This window comes from Burkholderia territorii, assembly GCF_902833055.1.
GTDB lineage: Bacteria > Pseudomonadota > Gammaproteobacteria > Burkholderiales > Burkholderiaceae > Burkholderia > Burkholderia territorii.
Genome location: NZ_CADFEJ010000033.1, coordinates 1 through 14,063 on the forward strand (window position 1 = coordinate 1; position 14,063 = coordinate 14,063).

A 14,063-nucleotide genomic window follows, 5' to 3' on the forward strand; every position below is an offset into this window, starting at 1 on the left:
GAATCCGCCGCCGTCGAATTCGCGTGGAAGTACTTCTGGCCCGTGACCGCGAACGACTGCAATGCGCCGGTCAACTGCCGCACCGTCACCGCGTCTTGCTGGCCGGTGCCGTCCGCGACATTGGTTATCTGGCGGTACGTCTTGTTCGTCGCATCGCCGACCGACACCGCGCCGAGCAGCATCTGGTCCGTCGTGTTGAACGGAATCGCCGCGGTGCCGTTGCGGATGATCCCGGACGCCGGCACCGTCGCGCGGTCGGCCACCGAGCCCGAGCCGAGCGCGATGCTGCCGTCCACGCGCGAAATCGCATTCGGGCCGATCGCGACGCTGTCGACGCCGATCGCCTGGCTGTCCAGCGCGGTCGAGTTCGCGTGGAAGTACTTGATGCCGTGCGCGTTGATGTTGTCGATCGCGGAGCCGACGTTGTTGTTGATCGTCGTCGAGCCGTCGCTGTTGTACGTCACGTACGACGGTGCCGAGATCGTGCCTGTCGTCGGATCGTAGGTGGCACCGCCGCCGATCGCGCCGGCCGTGCTGTTGCCGAGGTTCGTGTTGTTGTTCGCGATGGAGCTCAAGCCCGTCGACAACGAACTGATGCCGGTCGACGTGGCGGTCGACAGCGAGGTCAGACTGCTGTTCGTGCTCGACAGGCCGGTCGACAGCGAGCCGATGGTGGTCGAGGTCGAAGTCGACAGCGACGTGATCGAGCTGTTCGTCGAGCTCAGGCCGGTCGACAGCGAGCTGATGCCTGTCGATGTGGACGTCGACAACGAGGTCAGGTTGCTGTTCGTCGAACTCAAACCGGTGGAGAGAGAACCGACGACGGTCGACGTCGAAGTCGACAGCGACGTGATCGAGCTGTTCGTCGAGCTCAGGCCGGTCGACAGTGAGCTGATGCCCGTCGATGTGGACGTCGACAAGGACGCCACCGAACTGTTCGTCGAGCTCAAGCCCGTGGAAAGCGAGCTGATCCCCGTCGAAGTCGATGTGGACAACGACGTAATCGCGCTGTTCGCCGACGACAAGCCCGTCGACGTGGACGTTGACAAGGACGCCACCGCACTGTTCGTCGAGCTCAAGCCCGTGGAAAGTGAGCTGATCCCCGTAGAAGTCGACGTGGACAACGACGTAATCGCGCTGTTCGCCGACGAGAGACCCGTCGACGTGGACGTCGACAAGGACGTCACCGAACTGTTTGTCGAGCTCAAGCCCGTGGAGAGCGAGCTGATCCCCGTCGAAGTCGACGTGGACAACGACGTGATCGCGCTGTTCGCCGACGACAGGCCCGTCGACATCGAAGACACCCCGGTCGACAACGACGTGATGCTGGACAGCGTCGACGTCGACAGCGACGTCACCGCCTGGTTCGTCGCATCGAGCTGCGACCCGTTGATCGCGTCCGTGCTCGACGGGCTGATCCGCCCGGCCGCGACGTTGGTGATCTGACGCTCGCTGCCCGGCGCGCCGACGCTGACGACGCTGGTCGGATTGATGCCGTTGAAACTGTACGTGACGCCGCCGATCGTCCCGGTCGCGGTCGGATTCGGCGCCGCCGTCACCGACCCGGAACCGAGTGCGACATCGTTGGCGTTGTTGGCCACGGCCGACGCGCCGAAGGCGACCGCACCCGCCGCTGCCGCCGTCGACGTATTGCCGAGCGCGAGCGAGCCGACACCCTGCGCGTTGTTCGAATTACCGATCGCCACCGCGCCATTTCCATTCGCGGTGTTGTTCGCCCCCAGCGTCACCGCGCCGGTGCCGATCGAGGTGCTCGGGTCGCCGATGGCGACCGCACCATTGCCGCTCACGGTCTGGCCTTCGCCGAGCGCGACGGCGCCGGTGCCGCTCAGGACCTGCGAGTTGTTGCCGCCGGCGATCGAGCCCGCGCCCGCCGCCGCCGCAACCGAGTTGCTGGCGCCGATTGCGACCGTGGCGCCGGCGGCCGCCACGCTGTTGATGCCGATCGCCGTTGTATTCACGGCAGACGCCGTCGCGCCGGCGCCCAGTGCGGTGCCCGATGTGCCCGTGGCGAGCGCGAGATTGCCGAGCGCGACGCCGAACTGCTGCGTCGCGGTCGACTGCACGCCCATCGCGATCGAGCTGAGGCCGGACGCATTCGCATTCAGGCCGAACGCCAGTGCGTTATCGGCGCCGGCCGAGGTGTTCGAGCCCATCGCGATCGAACTGGTGCCGAGCGATTGCGTGCCCGATCCCGGCACGCCTGCCGTGCCGCCCCAGCCGATGGCGATCGACGCCGTGCCCTTCGCGCCGCTGTTCACGCCCATTGCCACGCCCGAATTGCCCGAAGCGAGCGAGCCGCTGCCCACGGCCACGCCGGCCGCGCCCGAACTGGTCGACTGGTTGCCGAGCGAGACGGCACCCGTATTCGTCGCATTGGATGCAAAGCCGAGCGCGACGGCTTGCGCGCCCGACGCGACCGAACCGAGCCCGAGCGCGGCCGCGTATTGCCCGGAGGCCGTCGCATTGTTCCCGAGCCCGATCGCCGAAACGCCGAGCGCCGACGCACCGCTGCCGATCGCCACCGAGCCGTTTTGCGTCGAGCTCGACAGGTTGCCGATCGCGACCGAATAGCTGCCGGATCCGATTGCCTGAACGCCCATGGCCACGCTGTTGACGCCGGTTGCCTGAGAGTTGATGCCGATGGATGTCGAACCGTCGGCGATGGCATGCGCGCCCGGGCCGATCGCGGTGGCTGACAGGCCGGCCGCCGTGGACAGGTTGCCGAATGCAGTGGAATTCACCTGCGTGGCGACCGAACCGTTACCGACGGCGATCGAACTGGCACCGCCGGTCGCGGAACCGCCCCCCGCCGAATACTGCGCGTGGGCGCCCGTCTGAAACAGGCCGAGATACGCGGCCGCTATCATCGTGGCGATTCGCCGCGGCGACAGCCCCGCCAGCGCTGCCGTGCTGGCGGCGGCGCCGGTACCCGGTGCGGCATGCTCCGCCGTCCTTCTCGACGACGCCACGCGCTTGCCGCGCGCGCGATCGAGCTCGGACGCCGCGACCCACGCCCCCAATGCTTCGTTCCAGATCGACTTGAACGACTTGTTCATCTTGTTTTCCCTCGGTTCTCGTATGCTGAATCACGCGCCAGCGAACGCGACGGCAAACGAAGCGCGCATCCACGCACGCGCTCGTCACGTCGCTCCTCTGCGGTGCCTCACTTCGGACGACTAACTAGACTGCCGAACAGCCCTGCATGACACTCGCGACCGCTGTCGCGATCACACGACCGCACGCCGCGCGTGCCAGTCGGACACGACGCGCGGCGACGTTCGCGGGTTACCGAATCACGGAAGCCGACGTCGCTCAACGGGCGACGACACCCCGCGCGGCCAGCGCGCGCGAGCGCCGTCGCGCCGGACCGGCGGCGACTTCGAATCTCGTGAGGAGGCGTCGTTCAGACGCCGGATGGATACGGCCGGCCAGACCGGCCGCGCTGGTTCATTCGGGAGGAGGATGCCGCCGTGCGGCGATCGGAACTGACGCATGCGCCGCATGATCGCGAACGCTGACAGCCGACACGGGCTCGAGCGAGCCGGTGCGTTGATCTGCCATGCCTTTGATGTTCATGTCTTCTCGTGCCTGCCTGATCGACAGCGGTGTCGCACGATCGCCGCTCGAGGAACCGAACTGCCCGGCGATCGATGCGTCCACGCTCACCCCTTTCTACATCCAGGCCGTCGCCGGACATTCCGGATTTCCGGAAATACCGCCGACTGGCCGGATGACCCCTTCATTCCATTTATCGACTGACTTTCTTTAACGATTTCTTACTGTCTTATGTGTCAAACTCGCATCGACTTCTGCATTCTTCGATGCATCTCGTTGCATCAATACATTCGAAGAATGATGAAGTTTTCATTACCCTCGTGCCGGTTTCCGTCGCACCGCTGCAATCCCGGAACACGAGATTGACAGCATGCAATGTCACATTGAATGTGGCGCCCCAAAAAGGCGCTCGCATAAAGCTTTTTCGCCGAAACCGCTCGTGCCGCAGAACCGATTCCAGGCGCTTCCGGCCTAGTGTGCCGGGATTCGTCGGAACAAATCTTTTCCCGAGCGGAAAAATTCTTTTCCAGAGCGGACGATATTTACATTCATACAGGTTCGCCCGGAATAAATTTAAATGTGAAAGTAATCTCGATCATGGAGATGATTAATTGGCAAACACGATCGGCACCAGATCCGGGCTTTGCAACGACATAATTCTCTTGAAAACATCGTTCGGGCCATGCGATTTTCATAAAGAATCATTCGGCAATAAAAACCGATATGCAATTTGTAATTCGGAAAGTTTTTCCACACCCCGTTTCGTCGAATCGATCGGGGCGCCCGTGGATCCGCGCCGCCGTGTCACGCATGCCCACACGAACCGCACGGACTCCCCACTGTCGGCTCAATCGTCGTCATATAATTTTTCGCAACAATCATGCACATAGATGCATCGAGTCCGACCCCGGCCTACCCTCCGTTCACGTTCGCAACCATGTCATCCCGCTCGTCCAGTCCGGCGTCGCTCCGCGCCACGCCGGATCTCGTTGGCGCACACATTCTCGTCGTAGATGACCGGCCGAACGACCTGCGGCTCCTGACGGAGATCCTGCGTTCCGCTCGCTGCCGGATCAGCGTCGCGTTCGATGGATTGCAGGCCTATCACCGCGCGCAGGCAATCGCGCCCGACCTGATCCTGATCGACGTGCGGATGCCGCGCATGGACGGCTTCGCCGCGTGCCGGCTGCTGGCCTCGACGCCGTCGACGCAGAACATTCCGGTCATCATCCTCACTGCGGCGAGCGACCTGGACGATCGCATCGCGGGGCTCGAAACCGGTGCGCTCGACTACATCGTGAAGCCGTTCGAGCCGGTCGAAGTCATCGCCCGGATCCGCAATCATCTGAAACGGGCGCGACGCAGCCAGCCGTTCGCGCATCTGCCCGAGCTGCCCGATCATCCCGACGCCGCGCTGGTGCGCGCGGCAAGCGACATCCTGCTGCGCGAACTGCGCAATCCGCCGGGGCTCGACGAACTCGCAAGACAGGTCGGCACGCACGAAAAACGGCTGTCGCGCGTGTTCCGCGACCAGCTCGGCCAGACCGTATTCGAATACCTGCGCGACACGCGGCTGCGCGCCGCCAAGCACTTTCTCGCCGAGACGTCGATGGGGATCGGCGACATCGCCGAGGAAATCGGCTTCTCGACGCCGGGCAATTTCGCGACGGCGTTTCGCGAACGATTCGGTATCACGCCGTCCGACTGGCGGCGCCAGCGGCCGGCGGTCGATGTTCCGCCGCCGTCGCATGACCACCCGCACGATGCATAGGCGCCGCACCACCGGCTGGCACGCGATCGTGCTGCTGCTGGCGGCACTCGTACTTTCCTGCGCGGCACACCGCGCGCACGCGACGGAAAACCCCGCACAGCTGGACGCGGTCTCGTTGCTCGAGGATCCGGGCACGCGGATGTCCGTCGATCAGGCCGCCGCACGGCTCGCCGATTCCCAGCGCCGTGCCGCCGCGGCGGCGCGACCGTCGTTCAATATCGAATTCTCGCGCTCCGCCTGGTGGGTCGGCGCGACGCTGGTCAACCGCGCCGGCGTCGACCAGCCGCTGGTGCTGGCGATCCGCGACGCACGCGTCGACCGTGCCGATTTCTACGTCGAGCACGGCGGCCAGTGGGCGCTCGCCGGCCGCTTTCCCGCCGACGAAAACGGCATGCGCCGGCCGGCTTCCCGGTATCCGGTGCTCGATGCCACGCTGCGCCCGGGCGAACGATTGCCCATCCTGGTGCGCATCACGTCGCGCAAGGAGCTGCGGCTCGCGCCGAGCGCGTTCACGCGCGACGCGTGGCAGGCCCATGAGCTTCACGCGACCATGTGGAACTTCGGCTTCCTCGGCGGGCTACTCGCACTCGTGTGGTGTGCGCTGCTGATCGGCTTCTTCTCGCGCAGCGGCATGTTCGTCGTGCTGGCCGCGCTCGCATTGAACACGGCGCTGTTCGAGGCCACCTACCGCGGCTACACCGCGCTGTATCTGTGGCAGGCCGCACGCGAATGGTGGGCGCGCGGCGAGGTGATCTTCGTCTATCTGTCGATCATATGCTTCATCGCGTTCATCCTGACGGTCGCCCGTCGCGAGAAGGCACGCATCCCGTTTCGCGCGATCTACGCGGGCTTCATCGCGCTCGAATGCGTGGGCGTCGCCGGGGCCGCGTGCGGCGACCTCCTCACGTTCACGTGGTTCTGCCTGCGGCTGAACACCGCGCTGGCGATCGTCAACCTCACGCTCGCGCTGATGCTCGCGATTCGCCGCACGCCGACGGGCCGCGTGATGCTGATCGCGATCGCGTTCGCGAGCTTCAACATGATGATCCGCGTTCTCGACGGCAAGGACGCGATCCCGGCCTGGCTGTCCTGGCTCAAGTCGGACATCTACCCGAACCCCGTCATCGCGATCATCGGTCTCGCCACGCACCTGCTGGTGCTGGCCGCTTGGATCAACCACGTGGGCCGTCAGCGCACCGAAGCACGCAAGCGGCTCGAGCACTGGCAGCTCACCGAGCAGGATCGCCTGCGCGACGAGGTTGCGAAACGCACGGTCGCGCTCAACGACGCGCTGCAACAGGTTCGCGTGCACATGCAGCAGAAGATCGAGACGCTCGGCTACGTGAGCCACGACCTGCGCGCGCCGCTGTCGACGATCAACGGTTACGCGAAGCTGCTGCTGGAAGGCGCGACGCGCAGCCAGGCGCGGCTGATCCGCTCGATCGACCGCAGTATCCGCTACCAGCTCGCGCTGATCGACGAATTGCTCCAATACACGAAGGCTGAGCTGCAGCCGCTCGGCATTTCGCCGGATCCGACCGACCTGCCCGGCCTGCTGAGCGACATCGGCGACTATGCGGTCGCGCTGTGTCTGCAGCAGGACAACCGGTTCGACTACCGGCCGTTGACGCCGCTGCCGCGCAAAGTATCGATCGACGGCATTCGGCTGCAGCAGGTGCTGCTCAACCTGTTGTCGAACGCATCGAAGTTCACGCGCGACGGCACCGTCACGCTGTCGGTCGGCGCGTATGCGCACGGCGATGCATGGCGGATCGTGTTCGAGGTCGCCGACACCGGAATCGGCATCGACATCGACAAGACCACCGACATCTTCCGTGCGTACCAGCAGGTGCAGGCGGTCAACGGCGGGACGGGGCTCGGCCTGTTCATCGCGCAGCGGATCGTCGGCGCGATGAACGGCGAGCTGGCCGTGACGAGCCGGCCGGGCGTCGGCACGTCGTTCACGTTCCAGATCGTGGCGCCCGCGATCGGCCGCGCGATGATCCCGGCATCGGCGCTCGTGCGCGCCGCCGAATCTGCCGATCAAGCGGAGCCCGCGCCGGCGGCGCACGCGATGCGCTGCCCGCCAGCCGACGCGCTCGACGAGCTGGCCGTGTTCGCGAGCGAAGGCCGCCTCACCGACATCGAGGAATGGCTCGGCCAGCACGCGCACGCGCCTCGGCATGCCGAATTCGTGCGGGCGGTGCGCGAGCATCTGGACGCGTTGGACCTGCAGGCGATCGAACGACTCGCCGAATCGCTGAAACGGGCCGGCAGCGCGGACGCGTCGTTCGATGCGGAACCCGACATGGCCGGGCCGGCTTGATTGCAATGGATGCGCCGCTGTTGCACGACGTGCGTTCGCCGCCCGCTGCCGCGACGGTCCGACGCGCCAACGCACGGCCGAAGGCCGGCAACGGCGACAAAGCAAACGCTGTCGCTCCGCGCGCCCCTCGAATGCGCGCCGACGTCAGGCCGAACGTTGCAAGCGCAACAGCCTTCGCATCGTCGACCCAAGCGCCGCATCGTCGCCCGGTGCGGCCGGCGCCACCTGAGCGGCATCGCGCTTGCGCCGTTTCGGATCGAGCCCGGTCCCACCGCTGCGCCGCCGCGCCGCATGCCGCTCGATGACCCGCTGCAGCAGACAGAACACGCACAGCAGCGCGCCGATCACGATCCGCGTCCACCACGAACTCAGCGTGCCGTCGAACGTGATCAACACCTGGATCGTGCCGAGGATGCCGACGCCGAACACGGAGCCGATCACGTACCCCACGCCGCCCGTGAGCAGCGTGCCGCCGATCACGGTCGCGGCGATCGCGTCGAGCTCCATGCCCTGCGCCTGCAGACCGTAGCCGGACAGCACGTACAGCGTAAACACCACGCCGCCGAGCGCCGAACAGAAGCCGCTCAGTGCATACACGCCGACCTTCGTGCGCGCGACGGGCAAGCCCATCAGCAGCGCCGAGCGCTCGTTGCCGCCGACCGCATACACATTGCGGCCGAAGCGCGTGAAATGCGCGACGTAGATTGCCGCGGCCAGCGTCACCAGCGCGATCAGCGCGCCCGCGCTCAGCGTCCCGCCGCCGACCGGCACGCTGATGCCCGCGAGCGCATGAAAGGTCGGCTCGTTGATCGTGATCGACTGCGTCGTGATCAGGAAGCATGCGCCGCGTGCGAGAAACATCCCTGCCAGCGTGACGATGAACGGCTGCAGGCGGAAGTAATGAATCAGCGCGCCCATCGCCGCGCCGTACAGCGCGCCGAATACGAGCACCAGCGGCACGATTGCCCAGACGGGCCAGTGCAACCGCTCGGCACCCACCGCGCAGAAGATCGTTGTCAGCGCAACGACCGAGCCGACGGACAGGTCGATACCGCCCGACACGATCACGAACGTCATCCCGATCGCGACGATCAGCAGGAACGCGTTGTCGACGAGCAGTCCGGTCAGCACCTGCATCGAGAAGAATCCCGTGTACATCACGGATCCGAAGCCGAACAATGCGGCGAACAGCACGATCGTCACGACGATCGGCAGCGTGCGCGGATCGGTCAACCGTGCGAAGAATCGGTTCATCGCGGCGTGGCTCCGGTGGTGGTGCGCGAACGGGTGGAAGGCAGCAGTCGCGACGCATGCTGGATCACCAGCGCGCGCGCCGCGTCCGACTGGATCAGCGTCACGACGATCACGACGAGCGCCTTCACGACGAGCGTCGCCTCCGGCGGCACGCCGATCGAATACGTCGTATAGGTGAGCGTCTGGATGATCAGCGCGCCGAGCACGGAGCCCGCGAGGCTGAAGCGGCCGCCGAGCAGCGACGTGCCGCCGAGCGTCACCGCGAGGATCGCGTCGAGTTCGAGCAGCAGCCCCGCGTTGTTGCCGTCGGCGCTGCGCACGTTCGAGCTGGCGAGAATGCCGGCGAGCGCCGACATCGCGCCGGAGAACAGATAGACGCCGAACACGACGGCCCCCGCGCGCAGCCCGACGAGCCGCGTCGCGACCGGGTTCACGCCGATCGCGCGGATGAACAGCCCGAGCGCCGTGCGATTGACCAGCAGCGCGGTTGCCGCGATCGTCGCGATCGCGATCCAGACCGAGCATGGCACGGCCGCGAGATAGCCGCCGCCGATCTGGAGATAGCCCGGCGCGCCGATCGGGATGATCTGTCCGCCCGTGAGCAACTGCGCGATGCCGCGTCCGGCGACCATCAGGATCAGCGTCGCGATGATCGGCTGCATCCCGACGAACGCGACCAGCACGCCGTTCCATGCGCCTGCAAGCAGCCCGACGCAGAGTGCGGCGACCAGCGCCGTGCCGACCCGCGTCGGATCGCCGTCGAGCACGATCGCCGCGGCCGCGCCGGCGATCGCGACGATCGCGCCGACCGAGATGTCGATCCCGCGCGTCGCGATCACGAGCGTCATGCCGAGCGACACGATCACGAGCGGCGCCGCACGGTTCAGGATGTCGATGGGCGCGCCGAACAAGTGGCCGTCGAGCACTGCGATCGACAGGAAACCCGGCCGATGCGCGACGTCGAGCGCGAACAGCAGTGCAAGCGTCAGCACCGGCCACACGAGCGGGTGGCGAAGCAACGTGCGTAACCGGATCATGACCGGCCTCCCGCGATCAGTTGATACACATGTTCCTCCGACGCCTCGGCACCGCTCAGTTCGGCGACCTTGCGGCGATCGCGCAGCACCGCGATCCGGTGGCTCACGCGCACCACTTCGCTGATCTCCGACGAGATGAACAGGATCGCGAGCCCCTGCGCGCACAACGCCAGCACGCGCTCCATGATGTCGAATTTCGCGGCGACGTCGATGCCGCGCGTCGGCTCGTCGAGGATCAGCAGCTTCGGCTCCGTCGCGAGCCAGCGCGCGAGCAGCACTTTCTGCTGGTTGCCGCCGGACAGCAGCCCGATCGGCTGCTCCGCGTCGCGCGCCTTGATGCCGAGCCGCGCGATATACGTGTCGGCGAGCTCGCGCTGGCGCGCGCGGCCGATCAGCCGCCACCAGCCGCGCCGCGCCTGCAAGGCGAGGACGATGTTCTCGCGGATCGACAGCGCCGCGACGATCCCTTCCTTCTTGCGATCCTCCGGGCAATACGCGATCCCGTGGCGCACGGCATCGTGCGGCGACGCGAGACGCTTGCGCGCGCCGTCGATCTCGATCGCGCCGGTGTCGGTGCGCTCGGCCGCGAACGCGAGCCGCGCCGTTTCCGTGCGCCCCGAGCCGAGCAGCCCGGCCAGCCCGACGATTTCGCCGGGCCGCACGTCGAGATCGAGCGGGCTCATCATTCCGCGCCGGCCGGCCTGCTGCATCGACAGGAACGGCGCGGCCGCGTCGGCATCGCTCCGCACGGCCGCCGCGCCTGCCTGCAGCGTGCCGGACATCGGTTCGCGGCCGGTCATCTTCGCGACCAGCATGTCGACCGGCAATTCGCGCGCGAGATACTCGCCCTCGCGCTCGCCGTTACGCATCACCGTGATCCGGTCGGACACCGCATAGGTCTGTTCGAGAAAATGCGTGACGAACAGGATCGCGATGCCCGACGCCTTCAGCCGGCGCAGCACATCGAAGAGCCGAGCGACCTCGCCGTCGTCGAGGCTCGACGTCGGTTCGTCGAGAATCAGCACGCGCGCGTCCACCGATACGGCCCGCGCGATCGCGACCATCTGCTGCACCGCGATCGGATACGCATCGAGCGAGCGCGTGACGTCGAGCGACAGGTCGAGTTCGGCGAGCGCATCGCGCGCCCGCGCATGGATCGTTTTCCAGTCGATCGCGCCGCGCCGCATCGGCTGCCGGCCCGCGAAGATGTTCTCGGCAACCGACAGGTTCGCGCACAGGTTCACTTCCTGGTACAGCGTCTGGATGCCCGCGGCCTCGGCCTCGCGCGGCGCGGCGAAGTGCACGGGCGCGCCGCCGACGCGAATCTCGCCCGCATCGTGCGCATGCACGCCGGTCAGCACGTTGATCAGCGTCGACTTGCCGGCGCCGTTCTGGCCCATCAGTGCGTGGATCTCGCCCGGAAACAGCCGGAAGTTCACGCGCTGCAGCGCGTTCACGCCCGGAAACGCCTTGTCGATGCCGATCATCTCGACTACCGGCGGATTCGTCATGGATCGCCCTCGATTCGAGGCGGAAGGCGGACGGCGGCAGCCGCGCCGCCGCCCGCGTCCGCCGGGACTCAGTACTTGCGGGTCGGCAGCACCTGCGCCGCGACGCTCATCGGGAACACCGTCTCGTTCGTGACGATGCGCTTGGGCAACTGCTTGCCGGCGACGACGTCCTTCACGGCGGTCATCAATTGCGGGCCGAGCAGCGGGCTGCATTCGACGTCGACGTTGATCTTGCCGGCCACCATCGCCAGGAACCCGCCCTTGGTCGCGTCGAACGACACGACGCTCACGTCCTTGCCGGGCTTGATGCCAGCCTCTTCCATCGCCTGGATCGCGCCGAGCGCCATGTCGTCGTTGTGCGCATAGACGACGTTGATCTGCTTGCCGTAGGTCTTCGCGAACGCTTCCATCACCTGCTTGCCGCCGGCGAGCGTGAAGTCGCCGCTTTGCGACGCGATCACCTTGAACTTCGGATTGTTCTTGATCACCTCGAGCAGGCCCGCGCGGCGATCGTTTGCCGGCGCGGAGCCGACCGTGCCCTGCAGCTCGACGATGTTGATCGGGCCCGGATCGTTCTTGTAGCGCTCTTCCATCCAGTGGCCGGCGCGCCGCCCCTCCTCGAGGAAGTCGGAACCGATCATCGTCACGTACAGCGACGGATCCTTCACGTCGACACCGCGATCGGTCAGGATCACCGGAATGTGCGCCGCCTTCGCTTCGGTCAGCACCGGCTCCCAGCCCGACTCCACGACCGGCGAGAACGCGATCACGTCGACCTTCTGCGCGATGAATGAGCGGATCGCGCGAATCTGGTTTTCCTGCTTCTGCTGCGCGTCCGAGAATTTCAGGTTGATGCCGGCGTCCTTCGCCGCGCTCTTCACCGACACGGTGTTCGCGGTGCGCCATGCGCTCTCCGCGCCGACCTGCGAGAACCCGAGCGTGATCGGCTTTTGCTGCGCGTGCACGCCCGACGCGAATACCGTCGCCGCGGCGACGAGCGCGCCGGCCGTCAGCTTCCTGATGAATGTCATGGTCCGTCTCCGATGATGTCGTTGTATGCCGCGGCGCCGGCCCGGCGCGGTTGCCGTGCTGTTGTGGTTCTGCGTGGCGCGGCGCGGTTCGGGGCGGCGCCGGCCGGCGCGTGCGGCCGGACCGGTATGTGCGCCCCGGATCAGTCTAGGAACAAGTCCGATAACCTTCCAATGAAATCTTGGATTGAATCGATATCGGTATCGGCATACGTATAAACACCTAGCGCGCGCGTATCCGCAAAGGCGACGTCGAGCGGCCTCTCGCGTGTTCGCCGTCGTATGCGCGATCCGCGTCGACATGGAACGCGGCGTAGCGGCTCCGTCGATGGCGCACGGATCTTGCTGATGCGCTGGAAAGCGCCGTTCGCGCCCCGCGACGGCGGCTCAGACAACAAGGAGAACAACGATGCCCGCTGTGCGCGACCCGCGATCGCCGCAAACAAATACGCCGCTCCGTCGGCAGCGTGCGGCATGAAGAAACGCACGTCCCGGACGGGATCCGGCGCGGAAACCGGCACGCGTTCACCCGTCCCGCTGCGCCACGTCGACGACCGGCACCCCGGCTACACGCGCCGGCGGTTACGCAACGGCTTCGCGTACTACACGCCGGACGGCGTCCGGATCCGCGACCCCGGCGAAATCGCCCGCATCGATGCGCTCGCGATTCCACCCGCGTACACCGACGTCTGGATCTGCATGGACCCGCACGGCCACTTGCAGGCGACGGGGCGCGACGCGCGCGGGCGCAAGCAGTATCGCTATCACCCGCAGTGGCGCGAGACGCGCGACGCGAACAAGTACGCGCGGATGGCGGCCTTCGCCCGTGCGCTGCCGCGCATCCGCACGCGCGTCGCGCGCGATCTGGCACTGCCCGGGATGCCGCGCGACAAGATCGTCGCGACGATCGTCCGGCTGCTCGACACGACGCTCGCGCGGATCGGCAACGCCGAGTACGCGCGCGAGAACGCATCGTACGGGCTGACGACGCTGCGCAAGCGCCATGTAACCATCCGGTCGGGGCAGGTTCGCCTGCGCTTCACCGGCAAGAGCGGCATCGAGCATGACGTGACCGTGGAAGACCCGCGCGTCGGCCGGATCGTGCGGCGCTGCGCGGAGTTGCCCGGCCATGAGTTGTTCCAGTATGTGGACGACGACGGCACGCGTCATTCGGTCGGCTCCTCCGACGTGAACGACTATTTGCGCGAGGCGGCAGGCGCGGAATTCACCGCGAAAGATTACCGGACCTGGGCAGGCAGCGTGCAGGCGCTGGCATTGCTGCGGCGCGTGCCGCACGAGGACGTCGCGCATGCGCGCAAGCAGATCGTCGAAACGGTGCGGGCCGTCGCCGATATATTGCGCAATACGCCGGCCGTGTGCCGGCGCTGCTACATCCACCCGGCGGTGCTCGATGCGTTCGAAGCCGGGATGCTCGCGGCGCTGGAGGTGCGCCGCTCGCCGCGCGGGCTGCGCGCGGACGAAGCCGCGTTCGCAGCGCTGCTCGAACAGGCGGCGCCCCGATCGTCGCGCAAGTCAACGAAGTGACGCGCCCGAGATAGC

At 66.8% G+C, this 14,063-nt stretch carries 9 protein-coding genes; 3 read left to right on the forward strand and 6 right to left on the reverse strand.

Annotated elements, in window-relative coordinates; all coding sequences use genetic code 11:
• Together HW466_RS29865 and HW466_RS29870 are read right to left on the reverse strand one after the other, a co-directional pair.
• Window positions 1-3,077 (reverse strand): ESPR-type extended signal peptide-containing protein (locus HW466_RS29865; RefSeq protein ID WP_176316125.1); only part of this gene is annotated, 3,077 nt, incomplete at its 3' end.
• Window positions 3,078-3,468: 391 nt separating this feature from the next.
• A complete protein-coding gene (locus HW466_RS29870) occupies window positions 3,469-3,681 on the reverse strand; it encodes a hypothetical protein (protein ID WP_151005020.1) in 213 nt (70 codons plus the stop codon).
• Window positions 3,682-4,513: 832 nt separating this feature from the next.
• Here HW466_RS29870 and HW466_RS29875 point away from each other — a divergent pair.
• Together HW466_RS29875 and HW466_RS29880 are read left to right on the forward strand one after the other, a co-directional pair.
• On the forward strand, window positions 4,514-5,347 hold the full coding sequence (locus HW466_RS29875; protein WP_059452238.1) for a response regulator transcription factor: 834 nt from the start codon (window positions 4,514-4,516) through the stop codon (window positions 5,345-5,347).
• Window positions 5,340-7,673, forward strand: coding sequence for a sensor histidine kinase (locus tag HW466_RS29880; protein WP_151005017.1), 2,334 nt, complete (start codon window positions 5,340-5,342; stop codon window positions 7,671-7,673). Before HW466_RS29875 ends, HW466_RS29880 begins: the two co-directional genes overlap by 8 nt.
• Before the next feature lie 144 nt (window positions 7,674-7,817).
• On the opposite strand, the gene yjfF is transcribed toward HW466_RS29880, so the two are convergent.
• The 4 genes from yjfF to HW466_RS29900 form a co-directional block, all read right to left on the reverse strand.
• Window positions 7,818-8,927, reverse strand: coding sequence for a galactofuranose ABC transporter, permease protein YjfF (gene yjfF, locus HW466_RS29885; RefSeq protein WP_059502510.1), 1,110 nt, complete (start codon window positions 8,925-8,927; stop codon window positions 7,818-7,820).
• The gene (locus HW466_RS29890) at window positions 8,924-9,964 is read right to left on the reverse strand and encodes an ABC transporter permease (RefSeq protein WP_151005015.1); all 1,041 of its coding nucleotides are present in this window, start codon (window positions 9,962-9,964) and stop codon (window positions 8,924-8,926) included. Before HW466_RS29890 ends, yjfF begins: the two co-directional genes overlap by 4 nt.
• Window positions 9,961-11,475 (reverse strand): sugar ABC transporter ATP-binding protein, encoded by a 1,515-nt coding sequence (locus tag HW466_RS29895; RefSeq protein WP_174905593.1) that lies wholly within the window; start codon window positions 11,473-11,475, stop codon window positions 9,961-9,963. Before HW466_RS29895 ends, HW466_RS29890 begins: the two co-directional genes overlap by 4 nt.
• A 68-nt stretch (window positions 11,476-11,543) precedes the next feature.
• Window positions 11,544-12,506 carry an ABC transporter substrate-binding protein gene (locus HW466_RS29900; RefSeq protein WP_151006950.1) on the reverse strand — a complete coding sequence of 321 codons (963 nt, stop codon included), beginning with the start codon at window positions 12,504-12,506 and terminating at the stop codon, window positions 11,544-11,546.
• 471 nt (window positions 12,507-12,977) lie between these two features.
• Between HW466_RS29900 and HW466_RS29905 the strand changes: the two genes are divergently transcribed.
• Window positions 12,978-14,048: a DNA topoisomerase IB gene (locus HW466_RS29905; protein WP_239006229.1), complete on the forward strand. Its 1,071-nt coding sequence runs from the start codon at window positions 12,978-12,980 to the stop codon at window positions 14,046-14,048.
• Window positions 14,049-14,063 lie beyond the last annotated feature (15 nt).